Raw genomic sequence first — 21,810 nt, forward strand, 5'->3', positions numbered from 1 at the left:
GCCGTGGAGTGGTTCACCGCGACCGAGTACTGGCTGAGCCGGGAGCTCTTCCAGCGGGCGCTGGCCGCGCTGTACGGGGTCGCCTTCCTGACCGCGGCGCTGCAGTTCCGTGCGCTGACGGGCGAGCGCGGGATGCTGCCGGTGCCCCGGTTCGTGGCGCGGGTGCCGTTCCGCCGGTCGCCGAGCCTGTTCCACCTGTACTACTCGGACCGCTTCTTCGCCGCTGTGGCGTGGGCCGGGTGCGCGGTGTCGGCGGCGCTGCTGGCCGGACTGGGCTCAGTGGTGCCGCTGTGGGCCGCGATGCTGCTGTGGCTGGTGCCGTGGCTGCTGTACCTGTCGATCGTCAACGTGGGGCAGACCTGGTACGCGTTCGGCTGGGAGTCGCTGCTGCTGGAGGTCGGGTTCCTCGCCGTCCTCCTCGGCAACGACGAGGTGGCGCCGCCGGTCGTGGTGCTGTTCCTGCTGCGGTGGGTGCTCTTCCGGGTGGAGTTCGGCGCGGGGCTGATCAAGATGCGGGGCGACGCCTGCTGGCGGAACCTGACCTGCCTCTACCACCATCACGAGACGCAGCCGATGCCCGGCCCGCTGAGCCGGTTCTTCCACCACCTGCCCCGGCCGCTGCACCGGGTGGAGGCGGCCGCCAACCACGTCACCCAACTGGTGGTGCCGTTTCTGGTGTTCGCTCCGCAGCCGGTCGCCTCGGCCGCCGCCGCGCTGATGATCCTCACCCAGCTGTGGCTGGTGCTGTCGGGCAACTTCGCGTGGCTGAACTGGATCACCGTCGTGCTGGCCCTCTCCGCCCTGCGGCTGCCGTCCGACGCGCCGCGGGTGCCGGATCCCCCGCTGTGGTACGTGGTGGTCGTCCTCGCGGTGTCGGCGCTGCTGCTCCTGCTCGGCTTCCGCCCGGTCCGCAACATGGTCTCCCGCCGCCAGGTGATGAACCGCTCCTTCGACCCGCTGCACCTGGTCAACACCTACGGCGCCTTCGGCAGCGTCAGCCGGGTGCGCTACGAGGTGGTCATCGAGGGCACCTCGGCGGCGACGCCCGGGGCGGACGCGGACTGGCGGGCGTACGAGTTCCGCGGCAAGCCGGGCGACCCGCGGCGCCGGCCGCGCCAGTTCGCCCCGTACCACCTGCGGCTCGACTGGCTGATGTGGTTCGCCGCGCTGTCGCCGGCCTACGCGGAGCCGTGGTTCGGCCGGCTGGTGGAGCGGCTGCTCGCGGTCGACCGGGACACGCTGCGGCTGCTGCGCGCTTCCCCGTTCCCGCCGGACGCGCCGCCCCGGTACGTCCGCGCCCGGCTGTTCCGCTACCGCTTCAGCACGCGGCGGGAGCTGCGGGAGACGGGTGCCTGGTGGCAGCGGACGTACGTCCGGGACTTCCTGCCGCCCACCCGGCTGGCGGACGGCTAGGCGGTTTTCGTTCGGGTCACCGGGCGGAGCGGAGAAGGACGACTTCGCAGCCGACGACGCCGCACCCGCCCGCGCACCGGGCCGCCGGCAGCCGGCAGGGCGGTCCGCCCGGCGCGTGTGCCGGGGGACCTCAGCGGACGGCGGCCTCGTTCCGCAGGGCCCGCAGCGCGAGTTCGGCGAGGACGAGAGCACCGTCGGAGAGCACTCCGTCGTCGAACACGGCGTGTGCGCTGTGGTTGGGCGCCGCGGGGGCGTCGCTCCCCGTGTCGACGCGGGCGCCGAGATGCACGTAGCAGCCCGGCACCTCGTTCAGGACGAACGAGAAGTCCTCCGAGGCGGCGACCGGATGGTCCATGAGCCGGAAGCGGTCGGCCCCCAAGGTCTGCGACACGACGGCGCCGGCGACGTCATGGTGGTGACGGTCGTTGACGGTCACCGGGAATCCGTCCGTGAACCGGACGACGGCGGTGAGGCCGTGCGCCGCCGCGACGCCCTCGCACACCCGCCTGGTCTCGGCCCGCAGAAGGGCGCCGGCGGCGGGCGAGAAGCTCCGCAGCGTCGCCTCGAAGCCGGCTTCGTCAGGGACGATGTTGATCTTGGTGCCCGCCCGGAACACTCCCACGGAGAGCACCACCGGGTCGAAGATGTCGAAACGCCGGGTGACCATCGACTGCAGTGCCGTCACCATCTCCGCCGCCGCGTTCACCGGGTCGCGGGAGAGGTGCGGGAGGGAGCCGTGTCCTCCGGCACCCTCGACGACGACCCGCAGTTCATGGGAACCCGACATCAGCGGCCCGGGCCGGCTGAAGAAGACGCCGCGCTCGCGGTAGGAGGAGACATGGAGCCCGTACGCCGCGGAGACCCGTCGTCCCGCCGCCTCCAGCACCCCCTCCGCGATCATGAGCCGGGCGCCGTCGTAGCCCTCCTCCCCCGGCTGGAACATGAAGACGACGTCGCCCTGGAGCGTCTCCCGCCGCGCGCACAGCAGTCGGGCGGCCCCGACGAGCATGGCGACGTGCAGGTCGTGCCCGCACGCGTGCATGACGCCCTCGATCTCGCTGGCGTACTCCAGCCCCGTGGCCTCGGTGACCGGCAGCGCGTCCATGTCGCCACGGAGGAGGACGGCGGGCCCCGGACGGCCGCCGCGCAGTACCGCGGTCACCGATGTGGACGACGAACCGAGCGTGATCTCCAGGGGCAGCCCCTCCAGCGCCGCCAGCACCGCACGCTGGGTCTGCGGCAGGTCGAGGCCGATCTCCGGACGGCGGTGCAGCGACCGCCTCAACTCCGTCAGGTCCGCCTGCATCAGCGACGCGTCACTCATTGTCGTCACGACGATCTCCCTCGTTGATCTCCGGCTCGGGGCGACGGCGTCGCCGGTCCCCGGAGCGCGCCCTCGCACGTCACCCCCCAGGCGTGACACCGGAGCGAACAACGTGTGCGTGGTCCTCCTCACAGTCCGGGGCGATGCCCGCGGGACGGCGTCGCGCGTGTCCTTGTGCACCTGCCGGGGGCGGTGCATGTCGTGCGGGCGGCCGACGGCACCGGACCGGGCTCCTGCCCCGGTCACGGCGGCGGGCCGCGGTGCGGCGTTGCGTACCCTGGCGGAATGCGGATGCGTCCCACCCTGAGCTGGACCCCGACCGAAGGCCTGCCGCCGGCCGCCACGGACCTGGAGGCGGTCGCCGGTGCGCTGGGCGACGGCGGTGTGCTGGTGCTCAGCGGCGCGGGCCTCTCCACGGAGTCGGGCATCCCCGACTACCGGGGTGCGGGCGGCAGCCTGAGCCGGCACACCCCGATGACGTACCAGGACTTCGTCGCCGGGGCCGGGGCACGGCGGCGGTACTGGGCCCGCAGCCACCTCGGCCGGCGCACCTTCGTCCGGGCCCGCCCCAACGCCGGGCACCGGGCCGTGGCCGCGTTCGCCCGGCACGGTCTGCTCTCGGGCGTGATCACGCAGAACGTCGACGGTCTGCACCAGGCCGCCGGCAGCGACGACGTCGTGGAACTCCACGGCAGCCTGGACCGGGTCGTCTGCCTCTCCTGCGGTGCCCTCGGCAGCCGGGAGGAACTGGCCGCACGTCTGGAGGAGGCCAACCCCGGGTTCGACCCGGTGGCGGCCGCGATCAACCCGGACGGTGACGCCGACCTCACCGACGAACAGGTCAAGGACTTCACGGTGGTGCCGTGCACCGTCTGCGGCGGTGTCCTCAAACCGGACGTGGTGTTCTTCGGTGAGGCGGTTCCGCCCCAGCGGGTCGAGCACTGCCGCGCGCTGGTGCGGGAAGCGTCCTCCGTGCTGGTGCTCGGTTCCTCCCTGACGGTCATGTCCGGTCTCCGGTTCGTCCGCCAGGCCGAGCGGGCCGGCACCCCGGTGCTGATCATCAACCGGGACCCGACCCGCGGCGACCGGCACGCCGTCACCCGGGTCGCGCTCCCCCTGGGCGCCGCCCTCACCACCGTCGCCGCACGGCTCGGCATCCCGCTCGACGAGGGGACGGCCGGCGCCTGACACTCCGCGTGCGTCGGCGCCGGCACCTCGAAGCCGCGAGAACGCGGGCCCGGTGACGAAGCGTCACCGGGCCCGCGTCCGGGGGTGGTCAGCGTCTGCGGGGCATGCCCGCCCCGACGCCCGCCACGTGGAGGGCCAGGGCTGTCAGCCCCAGCAGCATGATGTTGACCGACGAGAACACGTCGTTGGTGCCGATGTCCGCCGCGTTGATCAGGAACGAGATGAAGAACAGTACGGCGGCCACGATGCCCAGCATGCGCGAGCTCCTCTCCTGGGGTGAACCCCCGTATGCCCCGCCGTCACGCATCCACTCGACGGACAGGCACATGACGGGTCCCGGGCGACGGTCCGTCACTGCCGACGGAAGCTGTGCGCGGGGCCGAACGTCAGCCCGGAGTGCGGACCTCCGGGCCGCTCGGTGCGTGCGTCGCCGGTGCGCTCACCCTCCGGTGGAAGGTGACCGGCCCGCCCGTGGCGCTGACGGCGGCGAGGACACCGGACGGCGTCGTGAACCTCGGGGCCGCGGCGCCCGTTGGAAGAGGCAGGAGCCCCGGCGTCGCCCCCCGTTCGCCGGGGCTCCGTCGTCCGGCCGCCGACCCCGCCTCCGGGCGGGGTCACCCCGAAGAGGGGGGCCTCGCCGGCGACGACCCCCGGGGAGCCGCGACGGCTCGGCCCCGTCCGCGGCACCGGGCGGGGCGGGGGCCGGCCGCCGCCGCGCGGGTTCCGTTCACCGACGGCGGCGGAAAGAGACCAGTTCAGCGTGGTGCCCTCCGGGCACCCCTTCCTTCTCCGAGAGTGTGCAGAACACATGCGGGACACCTCCCTTGTCCAAGTGGCCGACGGCGTTCACCTCGTCCACGGCAGCAATACCAACTGGGTGGTCCTGAGCGAGGGCGACTCGGCCACGCTCGTCGACTGCGGCTACCCCGGCGACCGCGCGCTGCTCCTCGCCTCCCTGTCCGCGCTGGGACACGCCCCGGAGTCCGTGTCCGCGGTCCTCGTCACGCACGCGCACAACGACCACATCGGCAACGCCGAGTATCTGAGCCGCACCTTCGGCACCGCGGTTCACGCCCACGACGAGGAGATCCCGCACGCCAGACGGGAGTTCCTGCACCAGATCGGCGTCGGCACGGTGCTGCGCAACATCTGGCGCCCCGGTGTCGCCCCGTGGGCCGTGCACAGCATCCGGGCGGGCGGACTGAGGGACTCACGTGTCGCCCTCCCCCGGCCGTTCCCCGCTTCCTTTGGGCCTCTCGACCTGCCCGGCCGCCCGGTGCCGCTGCACACCCCGGGACACACGGCCGGGCACTGCGCCTACGCACTCCCGCAGGCCGGGATCATCATCTCCGGGGACGCCCTCGTCAGCGGGCACCCCACGACGCGTGCGCGCGGTCCGCAGTTGCTGCCCGCCATGTTCGACCACGACCGTGAGCGCGCCCGCGCGTCCCTCGACGTCATCGGGGCGTTCGAGGGCGACACGCTGCTCCCGGGGCACGGCCCCGTCCACCGCGGCTCCGTCAGGAAGGCGGCCGAGACCGCCCGCGACCGGACGCCGGCCCGGTTCGAGCCCCGGCGGTAGCCGACGGGTGGCCGGGCACGGGCGATGGCGTCCAACCCGTCCCGTGCCCGGCACACACTGTTCAACGCGCGGCGCCCGCACCGGGTTCAGCCGCGCCGCAGGGGATCCCGCCCCATGAGCCGACCGTGCACATACCGGCCGTGCAAGCGCCCCGAATCGACCTCACCCGCTTTTCCTCGTGCACGATCTACTTGTGCACGAGGGAATCGCGCATTAGGTTACTCACGGGAGCGCCGGGTCGGCGGACGACGTCGAAACCGGCGCGTCCACCCGAGGCCAAGGAGGCGTGGACCAGGGCAGACCGGGACCTCATCCGTCCGCTCGCCCGTCCCCGCCAGGCGGCACACCCGGGGCCGGCGCACCGCCGAACAGCTCACACCCACCCCGCCACCACCGCTGTCGCGGGACCACGGCAGAACCACGCGCGCCGGCGCATCACGCAGCACGCACCCGATGAACCGAAGAACCGATGAACCCCTTCAAGGAGCACACACCATGGAACGCGATCAGGCCGTCTTCTCGTTCGACCCGACCGGCCGCCGCCTCCACGAGGACAATGCCCACCTCCGGTCGGCCGGGCCCGCCGTGCGGGTGTCCCTGCCCGGCGGTGTCACGGCCTGGTCGGTGACCCGGCTCCACCTGCTGCGGCAGCTCGCCGCGGACGACCGCCTGTCCAGGGACGCCCGGCAGCACTGGCCGGGACTGAGTGAGGTCCCCGAGGACTGGCCCCTCGCGCCGTTCCTCCTCTCCCCCACCGTCCTGAACGCCTACGGGTCGGATCACCGCCGGCTGCGCGACGTGATGGAGGACGCGTTCACCGAGGAGCACATGGCGCGTATGCGGGCGGGCCTGGAACGACGGGTTCCGGCTCGCCTGGCCACGCTCGGCGACCCGGGCTCGGGCACGGTCGTCGACATCCGCAGCGCGTACGCCGAACCGATCGCGTCCGAGACCCTGTGCGACCTGTTCGGGGTACCGCCCGAGGACTGGCCCGCCGGCAGGCAGGCCATGGCGGATCTCCTCCAGCCCTCCGCCGACCCGGACACCGCGGCCGCCCAGCTCGGCTCCGCCATGGGTTTCCTGTCCCGGCTCATCGCCGCGAAGCGCGACGATCCGGGCGACGACATGGCGACCACACTCCTGCGGTCGCCCGACATGACGGAGGAGGAGCGGGTCCTGGCCCTGGCGGTCACCATCGCCGGAGGAGTGCCCGCCACGACCGGCCTCATCACGAACGCGGTCCTCCATCTGCTCCAGGACCCGAAGCAGCTCGCACTCGTCGCCTCCCACGAGGCGTCCTGGCCGGCGGTGATCGAGGAGACCCTGCGCCACGACGCCCCGGTCCAGCACATGCCGCTGCGGTACGCGGTCGATGACATCGATGTCGGAGACGGCATCGTGATCCGCCGGGGTGAACCGGTCGTCCTGGGCTTCGGCGCCGGCGGCCGCGATCGCGCGGTGCACGGGGACACGGCGGAGACGTTCGACATCCGCCGCACGAACACCGAGCACGTGGCCTTCGGTCACGGAGTGCACCGGTGCGTGGGCGCTCCCCTCGGACGACTGGAAGCCTCCGTGGCGCTGCCCGCCCTGTTCGAGCACTTCCCCGGCATCGCACCCGCCGAGCCCGCGGACACGCTGCCGCCCCTGCCGACGTTCGTCTTCAGCGGGAAGGCCGCGCTGCCCGTGCGGCTCTGACCCTCCCCGGTCATCGCCGCCACGAGGGACGCCGCGCGTCTCCGCGACGCCGGACCGGGACAGCCCCCGCGTCCGGCGTCCGGCCCCGCCCCGGAGACGCGCCGGCTCCCCCCTCAGGTACGTCCGTGAAAGGAACACCGTCATGTCCTGGCCCGTTATGGGTTCCACGGGGGACGACGCGTCGGAGCGGTCCCTCCTCGCCGGGTGCAGTGCGTCGCTGCCCGCGCTGTTCTCCTTCGTGTCCCGCCTGGTGGAGGGCGACCAGCACCAGGCGGAGGACATCGTCCAGGAGACGTTCCTGCGCTGCTGGCTGAAGTACGGCACGGCCGACCGGGAGATGCTCCGGCCCTGGCTCTTCACCGTCGCCCGCAACCTGGTGATCGACGCGCACCGCAGGAGCAGGGCCCGTCCCGTCGAGACGGAGATCGATCGGAAGGCCCTTCCGGAACTGTGCGAGGCCGGTCCCGACGACGACGTCCTGTCGTCCGTGACCCTGACGAACGCCCTGAGGGCTCTGGCGCCGGCCCACCGCGAGGTGCTGTACCGCACGTACTTCCTGGAGAGGACGGACGAGGAAGTCGCCGCGGACCTCGGCATCCCCAAGGGAACCGTGAAGTCACGCCGCTACTACGGGCTCCGCGCCCTGCGGCTCGTCCTGGCGGAAGACGCGCCCGGCCCCGTGCCCGCCTGACCGCACGCCGGTGCGGTCCCGCGCCGTCGGCCCGGGTCGCGTCAGGGGCGCGGGTCGGGCGCGCAGACGTTGGCCGTCAGCCGCTTCAGGAACGCCTGGGCCCCTGCGATCTCCTCGGGGGAGAGGTTCATCGCCTCGCCGATCGCCTCCGGAACGGCGAGGGCACGCTCCCGCAGCGCCTCACCCTCGCCGGTCAGGACCACCTGCACGGACCGCTCGTCGTCCGCCTGGCGCTCCCGCCAGATGAGCCCTTGCGCCTCGAGCCGCTTGAGCAGGGGCGTCAGGGTTCCGTAGTCGAGGCTGAGGGCCGCTCCGACGTCCTTGATGGGCAGGACGCCGTGTTCCCAGAGGACGAGCATCACGAGGTACTGGGGGTAGGTCAGCCCGAGCTCGCTGAGGATCGGCCGGTAGCGCTTCACCACGGCACGCGACGCCGAGTACAGGGCGAAGCACAACTGCTCCTCGAGCGCGAGGCTCGCGGGCACGGACACACCCGACTCGGCGCCGGCCCCTGTGCTGATCATGGCAATCCCCGGTCTCGTGACGGCCGCTCCGCTGATACCCACCGGTAGTCTACTGCGGACGGGACGTGTGCATCGTGCGCGATGAGTCAAGGGGCGCAGACGCCGCCGCGGGCCGGCCGCACCTCCGTCGGTGAGCCGGAGCCGGGCGCGTCCGGGGTTCAGAACACGGAGACCAGTTCCTCGATCATGGCGTCCGGCCGCGCGATGAAGGAAAGATGGCCCTGGTCCGGTTCCAGGTGCAGTACCGCGTGCGGGATGTTCCGGGCCAGCCACTCACCGTGGGCGGGCGGGACCATCAGGTCCTGCTCGCCCTGCCGGACGAAGACGGGCGCGGTGATCTCCTCGACGGAGAATCCCCACGGCCTGACGAACGCCAGGTCGTCGTCGAGCCAGCCGTCGACGCCCGGCCGCAGTCCTTCGGCGCACTGTCCGGCCAGGTCCTCGGCGAGCTCCCGGTCCAGGGCCGCGCGGTCGGCCGGGGACAGCACGCTCGCCATCCCCTCGCCGAGTTCCTCCGCCGTCGCGTCACGCAGCGCGACGGCCTCCCGTTCCAGCTCCGCCCGCAACGCGGCTTCGCCCTGCCTCGCGAGGCCGAACTCCACGACGTTCCCCTCGCCCATGCCGTCCGTGAGTTCCCGGCCGGGCAGCCCGTCGGGCATCAGCCCGGCGATCACCAGGACGCCCGCCACGCGCCCCGGCAGCCGCGCGGCGGTGGCGAGGGCATGCGGTCCACCGCCCGACATGCCCACGACCAGGCAGCGGGTGACGCCCAGGTGGTCGAGCACGTCCTCCATGTCGCTCGCGACGTCGGCGACCGAGCGGCCGGGCCGTCTCGTCGACTCCCCGTAGCCGGCACGGCTGTAGGTGATCAGGTCGCAGCCCCGGGCGTGCGCCGCGCGCTCGAACGCACGGAACGGACGCCCGGCTCCGGGGGTCCCGTGGTGGAACAGAAGGGGAATGCCGTCCACCGGGCCGGAGGACCGCACCGCCAGGCGGCGGCCGTCCCTGGTCGGCATCAGCGTCTCTGCGTTCCTCGTCACGGTGCTCCTCCGGTTCGGTGCCATGGTGGCTGTCGCGGCCACCCACACCGATCAACGGGCCCGCCGGTTCCCGGGTTCACCCGCCGACCGACGGGCCCGCCCGGCTCCGTCGTCCCACGAACCCCGGCAGTGGATCCCGGTGTTCTGCCACGTCGCCACGAACTGACCGATGCCGCGTGGGATTTCGCCCCGCGTTGCCCCCCGGTCACGACGGGGCCGCCGCCGTGGCGCCTCCCCGCCGCCCGTGTCCCGGCCCGGAGGCGGCCCGCCCGATGGCATGAGGCCCGCAGGATCCCGGACGGGGCAGCCGGACCGGGCGGGAACGGGCGGCACACTACGATGACCAGGTGGAACCAGTAGGGCGGCGTAGAGAACTCGCCGCGGTGCGGCACCTTGTCGACCAGGCTCTCGCCGGTTCGGGGGGACACCTGCTCGTCACCGGTCCCCCTGGGGCCGGCAAGAGCCACCTGACGCAGTACGCCGAGCAGTTCGCCGCCGCCCGCGGGCTGAGGACACACCGCCTCGCCGCCGACGCCGGCACGGACCCCCCGGCATCCCGCCTGCTCGGTGGCCTGGCGGCCGTGACGGGCCGGCCGGTCCCTCCGGCGGACGCCCGGACGGAAGAGATCGACGCGCTGTTCCTGGCCGTGGCCGAAGGCCCCCCTTGCCTCCTCGTGGCCGATGATCTCGATGCCGGTCCGGGAGCGGACCCCGTCCTCCCCGACGTCCTCGTTGCGCCCCCTCACGCCGCCGGGGGCACCGATGACGCCGATCTGCCCTGGGACGTCCGCCTCTTCAGCCGGCTGGCCGGGCACCTGGCCGCCGGCGCCACCGCCGTGCTGGCCACCACCCGGCAGCCGACCGGGCTGCCGAACGAACTGCGACTCGGTGGCCTCGACGAGGCCGAGCTGTCGCAGCTGGTCGGCGACCTGCCCGCCGACGCCCTCCGTGCCGTCAGGCTGGCCTCGGCCGGGATGCCCGGCGCCGCGCTCGCAGCCGCACATCAGCTCGCTGCCGCCGGCAGCGGCAGCGGCAGCGGCAGCGGCGAAGAGGATCCCGTGGCGTACCTCGCGCTGACGACTCCGTCCCGGGCCTCCTTCCTCGATCCCGACACCCGGCTGATCCGGCTGCTCGAGGCCGCCGGCACGCGGCCCCTGCCGGCACGCACCCGGGCACGGGTGCTGGCCCGGCTGGCCCGGGAACTGCTGAGCGATCCGAGCGACACCCGCCGGCCCGCGCTGACCGAGGAAGCACTGTCCCTGGCCCGGCGCTCCGGAAGCCCGGGCACCATCGCCGAGGTCCTCGACTCCAGGCTGCACGCCCTGTGGGACCCGGCAGCCGCGCACGAGCGGCTCGAGACCGCGGCCGAGATCATCACCCAGGCCAGACTCGCCGGGGACATCGCCGCGGAGCGCCGCGGCCTCATGTGGCGCTTCACCGCCCTGACGGAACTCGGGGACCTCACCGCCGCCGAGGCAGCGCTCACCTCCTACGCCCGCACGGGCGAACTGTCCGGCGACGCCGAGACCCTGGCGGTGGTCACCGCCCGGCAGTCCATGCTCGCGGCGATCCGCGGTCGTCTCGAGGAGGCCGCCTCGCTGGCGTCCGAGGTGGAGCGCCTCGGCCGCAGGGCGGGCATGGTGGACACCGCGCGGCTGACCGGCAGCCTGCGCGGCGGCATTTCCACCCTGCGCGGCGACTGGGAGAGCACCCTCGCGCCCTGGCAGGCACTGGCCCGGCGCCTGCCCGGGCACTTCTTCTCGGCCACGGCGGCCCGCGCCCTGGCCGAGAGCGGCCGGCTCGACGAGGCGGAACTCGAACTTGAGCGGCTGCTGCCGAGCGTCCTGGCGGGTTCCGGTCCTCGGTGGCTGGGTGCTGTCGCGGATCTCGCCGTGGTGGCGTCCCGCTCGCGCACCACCGACGCGGCCCGGCACCTGTACACCGCCCTCCTGCCCTACCGCGGCCGGCTGGTGGTGTGGGGCGGCGCGAACACGGTCACCGGGCCGGTCGACCACTACCTCGGACTGCTGTCCGCCCACCTCGGCGACCTCGACCGGGCCATCGCCGACTTCGACGCGGCCCACACATGGGAGAGCAGGAACGGAACCCTGCCCTGGCTGGCCCAGACCCTCGCCGCCCGGGCCGAAGCGCTCCGGGCACGCCAAGGCGAGGGGGATGCCGTCCGGGCCCGTGACGATCAGGACCGTGCCCGGTCCATCGCACAACGCCTCGGCATGCGCGGGCTCCTGGCCGCCCTGGCCCCCGCCGGCGACACATGGCGGCTGACCCGCGTCGACGGCGGGTGGCTCCTGGAAGCAGGCAGCGAGTCGGCGCGGCTGAGCGACACCCGCGGCATGGGCTACCTCCGCAGCCTGCTCGCCGCCCCCGGACAGGACATCCCCGCTCTCGACCTGGCGGCCGGCGGCCGGGGGCTGCGGGCCCCCGACGGGGACCCCGTCCTCGACGCGGCCGCTCTCGCCGGCTACCGCAAGCGGCTCGCGCAGCTGGACCAGGCCCTCGACGCCGCCGACCGGGCCGGCGACGTCGACCGCGCACGGGACGTGCACCGGGAACGGAACGCGATCGTCGCCGAACTGCGCCGGGCCGGCGGCCTCGGCGGACGGGTACGGGCCATCAGCGCCGAGGCCGAAAGAGCACGCGTCAGCGCCACCCGGGCCCTGTGGGCGGCGGTGAAGCGCATCGAGGCAGCCGCGCCCCTGGCCGGCGCCCACCTGCGTGCCTCCCTGCGGTCGGGCCGCACCTTCTGCTACCGCCCGGCCGCGGGCGGCCCGGACCGATGGCAGGTGTGACCTCCGTCGCACACACTTTGTTCCCTGTCCCGGAACGCCTTCCTCGGGAAAGCACGGAAAGGCGGAACACGATGACACTGGGACAGTACGAACTCATCGGGCGGCTGGGTGCCCGGGTGCACGGCGCGCGGCACGGCAACGAACCGCCGGTGGTCCTGCTCCACGGGCTCACCTACGACCACCGGCAGTGGGACACGCTGATCGAAGAGCTGACGGCGAGGGAGCCCGGCCAGCTGATCATCGTCTTCGACCTTCCCGGTCACGGCCGGTCCCCGGACGCGGAGTCCTGTCGTCCGGCCGACATCGCCCTCTCACTGCACCGTTCCCTCGACGCGTTCGGGGCGGCAGCACCGGTCGTCGTCGGGCACTCGTTCGGAGCGGTGGTGGCCACGGCCTACGCCGCCGTCCACCCGGCAGCCGGAGTGGTCAACATCGACCAGCCACTGCTCGCCGGCACCTTCGCCAAGCGGCTCAGAGAACTCGAACCCCTGCTGCGCAGTTCGCGGTGGCGGGACGTCTGGGACGAGCAGCTGGCGGCCATGGGCATCGACGCGCTCCCGCCCCGGGCCCGCGAACTGGTCCGGACGGCGACGGCTCCCCGCCAGGAACTCCTGCTGGCCTACTGGCAGGAACTCCTTGAGGAGTCCTCCGAGGAACTCGCACGCCGACGCACCTGGCAGCTGCGGGCCATCAGGCACGCCGGCGTGGACTACACCCATGTCACGGGCGGCGAGGTACCGCAGCTGTACGCGCAGTGGCTCACCGCCCTCCTGCCCACGGCGCGCCTCGTCACCTTCCCCGGCAGCGGGCACTTCCCCCACCTTGTCCACCCTGCCGCGATCGCCGGCCTCCTGACCGGCTGACACCCGGTGGCACGGCTGTGCCGCGCCGCTGCTGACCGAGGGCCTCCTCGCTGGTGGTGGCGCGGCCCCTTCGTGACCTGCGGCTCCTCCAGCCACCGCTGCCTCCGAGCCCGTACGGCCTTGTCCGGGTGGGAGCCGCCCTACGTCCCGGCCCTTCCGCGCCGGGACGTAGGCGTGCCGCCCGAGCGCCGCCGACCGAGGAGGCCCGGCGCGCCGGCGCGCGAACCCGCCGGTCCGGTCCCGGGCCCCGCACCACCCCGGACCGGGGCTGACCGTGCGGGGCGAGCAGTCAGCGCTTGTCCTGACTGCTCCCCGGCCGTCCTGACCGGTACGACGGCCGCGGCCACCGCCACCGCAGCGGCGAGAGCGGCCGGGACGAGATGCCCCGGAACGGCGGCGGCGAGGGCGGTGGCCCGTTGCTCCCACGCGTACTCCGCTGTCCTGCCGCCCACCGTGCTTCTCCCCGGGAGCGGCCGGCGCAGGGGGTGCCTCCCGTTGCTGCCCGATGATGCCGTCGGCAACCGGCGACACCGAGGTCCGGCCCGATGTCGTCCCGGCGCCGACCGGAGCACCTACTTACAAAAGATTAGCCCCTTACCCGCCGTTTCCCCTTTTCGGCCGACCGGAGCACCGTGGAGCCATGACCGACTACAGACGTCCGCTCTCCTTCGGCGTGAATGCCGAACCGTCCGCCGCCGCGTGGCCGTTGACCCGGCTCATGTCCCGCCGGGCGGAGGACTCGGGCCTCGACTACATCGCCGTCCAGGACCACCCGTACCAGCCGGGGCATCTCGAGGCGTGGACCCTGATCTCCCATCTGTCCGCCCACACGGACCGGATTTCCTTCCTCACCGACGTCGCCGATCTCCAGCTGCGGCCGCCGGCGATGCTCGCCAAGGCCGCCGCATCACTGAGCGTGCTCACCGACGGGCGCGTCCAGCTGGGGGTCGGAGGCGGCGGCATCCCCGACGCCATCGCCTCCATGGGCGGCCCGGCACGGCGCGGCCGGGACATGGTGGCGTACGCCGAGGACGCCCTCGGCGTACTCCGCACGGCCCTGCCCGGCGGTCCCGTGCAGGTCGACAGCCCCTACCACGCGATCGGCGGCTACCAGGCCGGGCCGGTCCCGCCGAAGCCCGTCGGTGTCTGGCTCGGGGCGCAGAAGGCGAAGATGCTCGCCCTGGCCGGCCGGGTCGCCGACGGCTGGATCTCCCCGCTGAACATCTACGTCCCCCCGGAGGAGGTGCCGTCCCGGCAGCGGATCATCGACGAGGCGGCGCTGGCGGCCGGGCGGGAGCCGAGGTCTCTGCGCCGCGTCTACAACGTGACCGGTGCGATCGGCCCGTTGGGCGCGCCCCGGTCCGGACGCGGGCTCGTCGGCGACGTGCGCCGGTGGGTGGACACCCTGACCGAGTGGACCGTGGACCTCGGCTTCGACACCTTCGTCCTCTGGCCCGCCGCCGATCCCGAGCGGCAGCTCGCGCTCTTCGCCGACGAGATCGTGCCCGCCGTCCGCGAGCGCGTCGACGCCGAGAGGAGCGGGCGATGACCGGCACCCTGGGCGCCCTGCCGCACACGCTGGCCGGGAAGGTGGTCACCCCCGGCGACCCGCGCTACCAGGCCCTGCGCTCCACCTACACCACCGTGGGCAGCCCGGCTGCCGTCGTCAGGCCCGAGTCCGCGGACGACGTCTCCGCGGCACTGCACCTGGCACGGCGGACAGGGCTGCGGATCTCGGTCCGCAGCGGCGGACACGGCCTGTCCGGCAGCGGCACCAACGACGGAGGGCTCGTCATCGACCTGGGCGCGCTGCACCGGGTCGAGGTCGTCGACCGCGCCTCCCGCCTGGTCCGCGTCGAGGCTGGGGCCCGGTGGGCCCAGGTCGCGCAGGCGCTCGCCCCGCACGGCCTCGCCATCAGCTCGGGCGACCACGGAAACGTCGGCGTCGGCGGCATCGCCACCGGCGGCGGGGTCGGCTGGATGGTGCGGCACTACGGACTCACCATCGACCACATCCGCGCCGTGGACGTCGTCCTGCCCGACGGCACGTTCGTCCGCGCCGACACCGTCAACGAACCGGATCTGCTGTGGGTGATGCGCGGGGCGGGCGCGGGAGCCGGGATCGCCGTCGCCTTCGAGATCGAAGCCATGGAGCTGAGCCGCGTCGGCCATGTGCAGCTGGCCGCGGAGGTGGATCCCACCGGGGAGACACTGCGGCGCTGGGCCAAGGCCATGGACGAGGCTCCCCGTGAGCTGTCGACGGCGGTGACGCTGGCCTCGTCCGGCGCCGGCACCACGGCGTTCATCACCGCCGTCGTCGCGTCCGGGGAACCCGCCGTCATCCGCGACGCCGTCGAACCGCTGCTCGGCATCGGCGAGGTGACGGCGCAGCAGGCCCAGGTGGCTCCCTACCCGGCCCTGGTCCCCGCCGAGCACCTGCACGCCAACACCGGGCAGATGCCGGTCGCCACGACGAACGGGCTGCTCACCGAGATGTCCTCGGACGCCGCCCGCGCGCTGGTCGCCGCGTCCGCCGGCCCCCGGCCGATCCTGGTCCAGCTGCGGTCGCTCGGCGGCGCGGTCCACGACGTGTCCCCCTCGGCGACGGCCTTCGCCCACCGCCACCAGAACACCCTCGTGATCGGCTCGGCGTTCCCTCCCGACAGCCGGGAGGCGCTCGCCGCCGCCTGGGCCCCCGTCGCACCGCACACCGACGGCGCCTACGTGAACTTCGAGAGTGCGTCCGACGCCGGCGCCTTCGCCCGCGCCTACCCCGGACCGGCCGGCGCCCGCGTCACCGAGCTGTGGCGGCGCTACGACCCGGAGGGCCTCCTGCGCCCCGGACCGCGCGCCGACGCCGGCCCCGGACAGCCCACCCCCGTGACTCCGAGGAGAGCACAGTGAGCTTCCCCTTCCCCGTCCCCCACCGGCACGACCCCCGCTGGACGCGTGAGGGGGGCGTCCACGTCCGCCGCGGTGAGGGAACCGCCCGCTGGCTGGCCGGCGACGCCTACACGATCAAGGCCACCGCCGAGGACACCAACGGCGCCCTGGGCTTCGCCACGGCAGTGGTGCCGCCGGGCGGCGGACCGGTCGCCCACGCCCACGACGACGCGGAGGAGGCGTTCTACGTCCTCGACGGCGAACTGGAGTTCCTCCTCGGTGCCCGCACCTTCACGGTCACCGGCGGGGACTTCGTCTTCGTCCCGCGCGACACCCGCCACCGGTTCAAGAACGTGGGCGACCGGGACGCGTCGTTCCTGTTCATGTTCACCCCCGGCGGGCAGGAGCGGTTCTTCATCGACCACGGGGACGAGCCCGTCGAGGGCGAGACGTCACCGCCCTGGGGACCCGAGCGGTACGCCGCCCTGGTCGACGCGCTGCTCGCGCAGAACGTCACGCTCCTCCCGGAGGACTGACCCAAGCGGTCACCCACCGGGACCGCCCGCCCGCCGGGCACCTCTCACGCACACCTCCGCGCCCCTTCACACCTCCGCGCGGGCCGCTCCCCCAGGACGCCCGCGCCGTCACCGGAGCCCATCCATGTTTCTCGCCACCCTCGTCGTCACCATCCTGTTCGCCCTGGTCCTGCTCCTGTCCGCCTACGGCAAGCTCACCCGGGACCCCCAGCAGATGACGACGCTCGAACGCGTCGGATTCCCCGAGCGGTACGTGCCCCTTCTGGCGGCGGCGGAGATCGCCGGAGCGGCCGGAATCCTCACCGGCCTCGCCTGGGCACCCCTGGGTGTGGCCGCCGCCGTCGGGCTCATCGCCTACTTCATCGGCGCCGTCGTCTCCCACCTCCGGGTCCGCGACCCGCGCGTCCTGCCTCCCGCCACGCTCCTGCTCACGGCCGTGGCGACCCTCGCCCTCCGTCTCGCCTCCGCCTGACCGGCCCGCCGACTCCGCAGAGAAGGAAGACCACCATGACCTTCGGGACCCCTGCCATCCCCGACAAGGACGACCCCCGCTGGACGCGCCGCGACGGCCTCTTCGTCCGCCGCGACGAAGGCGCCACCAAGTGGCTGAACGGCGACACCACCACCGTCAAGCTCAGCTCGGCGCAGACCGGCGGCGCCCTGGGTGTGCTGGAGACATCGGTGCCCCCCGGCGGCGGAGCACCTCCCCACTCCCACGGCCGCGAGGAGGAGACCTTCTACGTCCTGTCCGGTGACTTCGGTTTCGTCAACGGCGACGAGACCATTCAGGCCGGCCCCGGCGACCTCCTCTTCATTCCCCGCGGCAACCGGCACGGCTTCACCAACATCGGCAACCTGCCCGGCAGGCTGCTCGTCTTCATCGCGCCCGGCGGACACGAAGGCTTCTGGCTCGACAACGGGATCGACCCCGAACCCGGCAGGAGCGCACCGGCCCCGACGCCGCAGGAGCTCGCCGCCCTGGCCGCGGAGATCGCCGAGCACCAGGTGACGCTCATGCCCGACCGCGAACCCTGATCCCGTCCGCCACTCCTGGCGCGGCCACCTCGTTTCCTGGCCGGGCCCGCCGCCACACCCCCGCAGGGCCCGGCCCCCGGCCGTCGGCCCGCCCTGCACAGGGCGGGCCGTACGGGACATAATCGTCCCCATGCGGCCGAAGGGCACCGTCCGTGCCGTCGCCGGAGCGCTGCTGGCCCTGACGGCCGGCTGCACCGGCGGCGGGGGCGAGGCCGGGCCGGTTCCGGCCTCCGTGCGCCCCGCCACCGGGAGCCAGGAGGCGGCCGACCCGGCGGCCCCCTCCCCGTCCGCCTCTGCGCGGGCCGACCCGGTGTCGGTCCCGGCGCTGATCGCGCGGGAGCAGACCGGTTCCGGTCTGCGCCTCGGCAGGGTGCTGGCCCGCACCTCCGCCTACACCCGGTACGCGGTCACCTACGAGGCCAACGGCCTCACCGTCTCCGGGGTGATGAACATCCCCGAGGGCGACGGCCCGTTCCCCGCGCTGGTGCTCGCGCACGGCTACATCGACCCCGCCGTCTACGTCACCGGGCAGGGCATGCCGCGCGAGCACGACCTCCTCGCCCGCAGCGGCTACGTGGTCCTGCACGTCGACTACCGCAACCACGCCGGCTCCGACAAGGATCCCGACAACGACGTCGGTCTGCGGCTCGGCTACACCGAGGACGTCATCGGCGCCGCTCTGGCCCTGCGCTCCTGGGACCGTGCCGAGGTCGACGCCGGCCGCATCGGCCTGTTCGGCCGGTCGATGGGCGGCGGGGTCGTCTACAACGCCCTGGTGGTGGCGCCCGGGCTGTTCGACGCGGCCGTCGCCCACGCGCCGGTGAGCGGGCGGCCCGAGGAGAACCTGGACCACTTCCAGCGGCCCGACGGTGATCCGGTCGTCGAGCGGATCGAGGCCGAGCACGGCACGCCCGAGGAGAACCCGGAGTTCTGGCGCCAGGTGTCCCCGCTGACCCATGCCGCCCGGGCCGCCGACCCGCTGCAGATCCATCACGGCACGGCCGACGACACCTGCCCGCCGCGGTGGTCCCGTGCGGCCGCCGCCGCCTTCGAGGCGGCCGGGGCGGACGTCGAGCTGCGCGCCTATGCGGGTGAGGGCCACACCTTCGGACCGCGGTGGCGGGAGTCGATGGACGTCACCATGGACTTCTTCGCGCGGCATCTGCGCTGACCCGCCCCCGCCGCGTCCGGGTCCGGGGTGCGGGACGATCTCGACGCGGGGGCGTCCGGCGGGGCACAGTGGCCCTGCGTACCCCCTGGTACGCCCCGTCCCCTCCGCACCCCGAGGAGCCGAAGTTGACCAGTTGGGCCGGCCGGACCGCCGTCGAGATCGCCACCGCCGTACGGGAGAAGCGGGTGACGCCGCGCGAGGTCGTCGCGGACCACCTGGCGCGCATCGAGCGGCTCGACGGGCGGGTGGGCGCGTTCCGGGTGGTGCGGGCCCAGGCGGCCCTGGCGGAGGCCGACGAGGTGGCCGCCCGCGGCGATCTGGCGGAACTGCCGCTCGCCGGGGTGCCGGTGGCGGTCAAGGACAATCTCGCCGTGCGCGGCGAGAGCATGCGCGTCGGCTCCGCGGCCACCCCGGACACGCCCGCCGGGCAGGACCACGAGACGGTGGCCCGGCTCCGGGCGGCGGGCGCGGTGGTGGTGGGGCTGACGCATGTGCCGGAACTGTGCGTGTTCGGCACCACGGACGGGGTGCACGGCACCTCCCGCAATCCGTGGGACCCGGCGCGCAGCGCGGGCGGCTCCTCGGGCGGCAGCGCCGCGGCGGTCGCCGCCGGGATGGTGCCCCTCGCGCTCGGCAACGACGGCATGGGGTCGCTGCGGATCCCGGCGGCCAACTGCGGTCTGGTCACCATCAAGCCGGGCCTCGGGGTGGTCCCCGCGGGCATCGGTGACGGCGACTGGTTCGGCCTGTCGGAGAACGGGCCGCTCGCCACGACCGTGGAGGACACCCGGCTGATGCTGGCGGTCCTGGCCGGTACCGGGACGCCGTCCGACGCCGGGGACGCGGCCGCGCCCGACGCCGGGGCGGGCACCCTGCGGATCGCGGTGTCCCTGCGCAGCCCGCTGCTGGGCGCCACGGTGTCCAAGCCGTACGCGGCGGCCGTGCGGGAGGCCGCCGGGGCGTTGATCAAGGCGGGTCACCAGGTGCGGCGCGCCGATCCGCCGTACCCGATGTCGCTCGGCACGACGGCCCTGACCCACTGGGCGGCGGGCACGGCCGTGGACGCGCGCGGCCTGGAGAAGCGGCTGCTGGCCCGGCGCACCCGGGTGCACGCGGCGATCGGCCGGCGCTGTGAGCGCTCCGTGCGCTCCGGCACCGGCCGGGAGCGGCTGCGCGAGCGGCTGGAGCCGTTCTTCGGCGAGTACGACGTGCTGCTCACCCCGGCCCTCGCCCGCCGCTCGCCGAAGGCGGGCCCGTGGTACGAGCGGGGCTGGCTGCGCAATGTGGCCGCCAACTCGTCGTACTCGCCGATGACTCCGCCGTGGAACCTGACGGGCTGGCCCGCGATGTCGGTGCCGTTCGGTGCGCTGCCCTCGGGGGCGCCCTGCGCGGTGCAGCTGGTGGGCGGGCCGGGGGCCGAGGAGGTGCTGCTGGGGCTGGCGCGGCAGCTGGAGGAGCGGCACCCGTGGCGGCGGACGGCCCCGCTCGCGGAGGCCGACCGGTAATCGCCTTGCCGTCGTGCCGGCCGGGCGCCTAGCCTCGGCCGGGTGACTGCCGGGTCGGCCGAGAGCCGTACACAGAAAGCGCGCCCGGCCCTGGCGTGAGCCCGGGGCGGGGCCGCGACCCGCCCGTTCCTCCGTGTTCCTTTCCCGCCGCGCCCCTAGCGTGGCGCCACCCATGGATTCGACACTCGGAGATCACCGGCCATGCCTGAAGCACAAGCGTCGCATTCGAACGAACTGCCCACCACCATCGCCCACTTGAACCACACCGTGGTGTTCGCCCGGGACCGGCGGCTGTCCGCCGGCTTCCTCGCGGCCGTCCTCGGCCTGGAGGTGGGCGCCCCGTTCGGGCCGTTCCTGCCCGTGGACCTGGGCAACGGTGTGACACTCGACTACTACGAGAAAACCGACGAGCCGATCCAGCCGCAGCACTACGCGTTCCTGGTGCCCGAGGAGGCGTTCGACGCGATGACCGGGCGCCTGGAGGCGCTCGGCGTCACCTACTACGCCGACCCGAACCACACGGAGCCCGGCCGGATCAACCGCCTCTTCGGCGGCCGGGGCGCCTACTTCGACGACCCGGACGGCCACAACATGGAGATCATGACCCGTCCCTACGTCCGGCCCTGACCCGTACGGCCGGTCCGCAGGGGCGTGCGTCCGGCACGCCCCTGCGCCGGGTGAGGGGAAGGGGCGCGGGTCAGTCGACGCTGGGCAGGATGTGGGGCTCGGCGAGGTCGTCCTCGTAGCCCGCGAGGCGGATGGGGGCCGACCGGGCCCACACGTCGAGACTGCACAGCTCGCCGTTGCGGCGGCGGGCCCGCTCGGGCCGTTCCTTGGGGCGCTCTTCGGTAGTCGTCTTCTCCGGTGTCACCGCGCACTCCTTATGTGTCGGTCACCCTGGGGACGTGCTGCGCCGGCTCCTGCGCCTGCGCCCGCCGCCCGTCCGGGCATGTGAAAAAAGCCGTTCGGACGCGGTGGCGCCGGTCGTACGAGGGAAGAGCTGGCCGTTGTGAACCGGCTTGTCCCAGACGGACCGTGGGTGTGGGTAGGACCCCGTGTGCTGTCCGTCCGGCTCAGATTAACCAAATGAGCGGCCACGCGCTCGATGGGGCTGGAAACTCGCGGTAACAATCGCGCGTCGGACCCATGTCAACGCACTTCAATATGCTCCTATTTCACCATTGATGCCCCCGCGGTCCGTCACTCGAACGGACTACAGGGGCGTCGACATGTGCGGGAAGGTCACCTGGCCGTGGCGCCGTTCACGTCCCGTTGGCCGTCCCGCAAGCACGCCATGGTCTGCTGCCGTTCGGCAACGGCCGTCTCGCTGGGAGGACCGGCGCATGGAACTGCGCGGTGTCGAGGAGCTGATGGACCTGCTGTACGCCTGCCGGGACCCCGGCGGCGCCGGAGCCGGAGGGTCCGGGCACGCCCTGCGGGCCGCCGCGCTGCTGCGCCGTGCCCGGCCCGCGGACAAGGAGCTCCAGGTCGCGGCCCTGGTACGGCCCGTGGGCCGGCTGCTGGGGCCCGGTGATCCCGCCGCGCGC

At 73.8% G+C, this 21,810-nt stretch carries 20 protein-coding genes and 1 pseudogene; 16 read left to right on the plus strand and 5 right to left on the minus strand.

Features of this window, described 5'->3' with window-relative positions:
* Nucleotides 1–3 precede the first annotated feature (3 nt).
* Entirely contained in the window at nt 4–1,413 is a 1,410-nt protein-coding gene (locus G3I53_RS28280) for a lipase maturation factor family protein (protein WP_164338330.1), read from the plus strand.
* A gap of 130 nt (nt 1,414–1,543) precedes the next feature.
* On the opposite strand, the gene G3I53_RS28285 is transcribed toward G3I53_RS28280, so the two are convergent.
* Nucleotides 1,544–2,737 (minus strand): M20 family metallopeptidase, encoded by a 1,194-nt coding sequence (locus G3I53_RS28285; protein WP_203592606.1) that lies wholly within the window; start codon nt 2,735–2,737, stop codon nt 1,544–1,546.
* A 285-nt stretch (nt 2,738–3,022) separates the two neighbouring features.
* Here G3I53_RS28285 and G3I53_RS28290 point away from each other — a divergent pair, with 285 nt between their 5' ends.
* Complete coding sequence (locus G3I53_RS28290) at nt 3,023–3,925, plus strand: NAD-dependent protein deacetylase (RefSeq protein ID WP_164338328.1); 903 nt, start codon at nt 3,023–3,025, stop codon at nt 3,923–3,925.
* 88 nt (nt 3,926–4,013) lie between these two features.
* Here G3I53_RS28290 and G3I53_RS33475 read toward each other — a convergent pair whose 3' ends face one another.
* Nucleotides 4,014–4,181, minus strand: coding sequence for a hypothetical protein (locus tag G3I53_RS33475; protein ID WP_192231460.1), 168 nt, complete (start codon nt 4,179–4,181; stop codon nt 4,014–4,016).
* 552 nt (nt 4,182–4,733) lie between these two features.
* On the opposite strand from G3I53_RS33475, the gene G3I53_RS28295 reads away from it, so the two are divergent.
* The 3 genes from G3I53_RS28295 (at nt 4,734) to G3I53_RS28305 (ending at nt 7,896) form a co-directional block, all read left to right on the plus strand.
* Nucleotides 4,734–5,507 (plus strand): MBL fold metallo-hydrolase, encoded by a 774-nt coding sequence (locus tag G3I53_RS28295; protein ID WP_164338327.1) that lies wholly within the window; start codon nt 4,734–4,736, stop codon nt 5,505–5,507.
* Nucleotides 5,508–6,002: 495 nt separating this feature from the next.
* Nucleotides 6,003–7,205 (plus strand): cytochrome P450, encoded by a 1,203-nt coding sequence (locus tag G3I53_RS28300; RefSeq protein ID WP_164338326.1) that lies wholly within the window; start codon nt 6,003–6,005, stop codon nt 7,203–7,205.
* 142 nt (nt 7,206–7,347) lie between these two features.
* Entirely contained in the window at nt 7,348–7,896 is a 549-nt protein-coding gene (locus tag G3I53_RS28305) for a sigma-70 family RNA polymerase sigma factor (RefSeq protein ID WP_164338325.1), read from the plus strand.
* Between the two features lie 41 nt (nt 7,897–7,937).
* On the opposite strand, the gene G3I53_RS28310 is transcribed toward G3I53_RS28305, so the two are convergent.
* Nucleotides 7,938–8,420: a MarR family transcriptional regulator gene (locus G3I53_RS28310; protein WP_164338324.1), complete on the minus strand. Its 483-nt coding sequence runs from the start codon at nt 8,418–8,420 to the stop codon at nt 7,938–7,940.
* A gap of 158 nt (nt 8,421–8,578) precedes the next feature.
* Complete coding sequence (locus G3I53_RS28315) at nt 8,579–9,460, minus strand: alpha/beta hydrolase (protein WP_164338323.1); 882 nt, start codon at nt 9,458–9,460, stop codon at nt 8,579–8,581.
* A gap of 347 nt (nt 9,461–9,807) precedes the next feature.
* On the opposite strand from G3I53_RS28315, the gene G3I53_RS28320 reads away from it, so the two are divergent.
* From G3I53_RS28320 to G3I53_RS28370, 10 genes are all read left to right on the plus strand, one after another.
* Entirely contained in the window at nt 9,808–12,270 is a 2,463-nt protein-coding gene (locus tag G3I53_RS28320; RefSeq protein WP_164438922.1) for an ATP-binding protein, read from the plus strand.
* Between the two features lie 71 nt (nt 12,271–12,341).
* Nucleotides 12,342–13,133 (plus strand): alpha/beta hydrolase, encoded by a 792-nt coding sequence (locus tag G3I53_RS28325; RefSeq protein WP_164336667.1) that lies wholly within the window; start codon nt 12,342–12,344, stop codon nt 13,131–13,133.
* Nucleotides 13,134–13,773: 640 nt separating this feature from the next.
* Entirely contained in the window at nt 13,774–14,682 is a 909-nt protein-coding gene (locus tag G3I53_RS28335; RefSeq protein ID WP_164336665.1) for an LLM class flavin-dependent oxidoreductase, read from the plus strand.
* Complete coding sequence (locus tag G3I53_RS28340) at nt 14,679–16,037, plus strand: FAD-dependent oxidoreductase (protein WP_164336663.1); 1,359 nt, start codon at nt 14,679–14,681, stop codon at nt 16,035–16,037. Before G3I53_RS28335 ends, G3I53_RS28340 begins: the two co-directional genes overlap by 4 nt.
* A complete protein-coding gene (locus G3I53_RS28345; RefSeq protein WP_164336661.1) occupies nt 16,034–16,552 on the plus strand; it encodes a cupin domain-containing protein in 519 nt (172 codons plus the stop codon). Before G3I53_RS28340 ends, G3I53_RS28345 begins: the two co-directional genes overlap by 4 nt.
* Nucleotides 16,553–16,676: 124 nt before the next feature.
* On the plus strand, nt 16,677–17,024 hold the full coding sequence (locus tag G3I53_RS28350; protein WP_164336658.1) for a DoxX family protein: 348 nt from the start codon (nt 16,677–16,679) through the stop codon (nt 17,022–17,024).
* Between the two features lie 35 nt (nt 17,025–17,059).
* Nucleotides 17,060–17,587, plus strand: a complete 528-nt coding sequence (locus G3I53_RS28355) for a cupin domain-containing protein (RefSeq protein WP_164336656.1) — start codon at nt 17,060–17,062, stop codon at nt 17,585–17,587.
* A 130-nt stretch (nt 17,588–17,717) separates the two neighbouring features.
* Entirely contained in the window at nt 17,718–18,758 is a 1,041-nt protein-coding gene (locus G3I53_RS28360; protein WP_164438923.1) for an alpha/beta fold hydrolase, read from the plus strand.
* Between the two features lie 125 nt (nt 18,759–18,883).
* Complete coding sequence (locus tag G3I53_RS28365) at nt 18,884–20,263, plus strand: amidase family protein (protein ID WP_164438924.1); 1,380 nt, start codon at nt 18,884–18,886, stop codon at nt 20,261–20,263.
* A gap of 201 nt (nt 20,264–20,464) precedes the next feature.
* The gene (locus G3I53_RS28370) at nt 20,465–20,890 is read left to right on the plus strand and encodes a VOC family protein (protein WP_164339055.1); all 426 of its coding nucleotides are present in this window, start codon (nt 20,465–20,467) and stop codon (nt 20,888–20,890) included.
* A 70-nt stretch (nt 20,891–20,960) separates the two neighbouring features.
* Here the strand turns inward: G3I53_RS28370 and G3I53_RS33480 are convergent, their stop codons facing one another.
* The gene (locus tag G3I53_RS33480; protein ID WP_192232920.1) at nt 20,961–21,134 is read right to left on the minus strand and encodes a hypothetical protein; all 174 of its coding nucleotides are present in this window, start codon (nt 21,132–21,134) and stop codon (nt 20,961–20,963) included.
* A 472-nt stretch (nt 21,135–21,606) separates the two neighbouring features.
* Between G3I53_RS33480 and G3I53_RS28375 the strand changes: the two are divergent.
* A pseudogene (locus tag G3I53_RS28375) lies at nt 21,607–21,810 on the plus strand (hypothetical protein); the annotation flags it as partial.

The organism is Streptomyces sp. SID14436 (assembly GCF_010548465.1).
GTDB lineage: Bacteria > Actinomycetota > Actinomycetes > Streptomycetales > Streptomycetaceae > Streptomyces.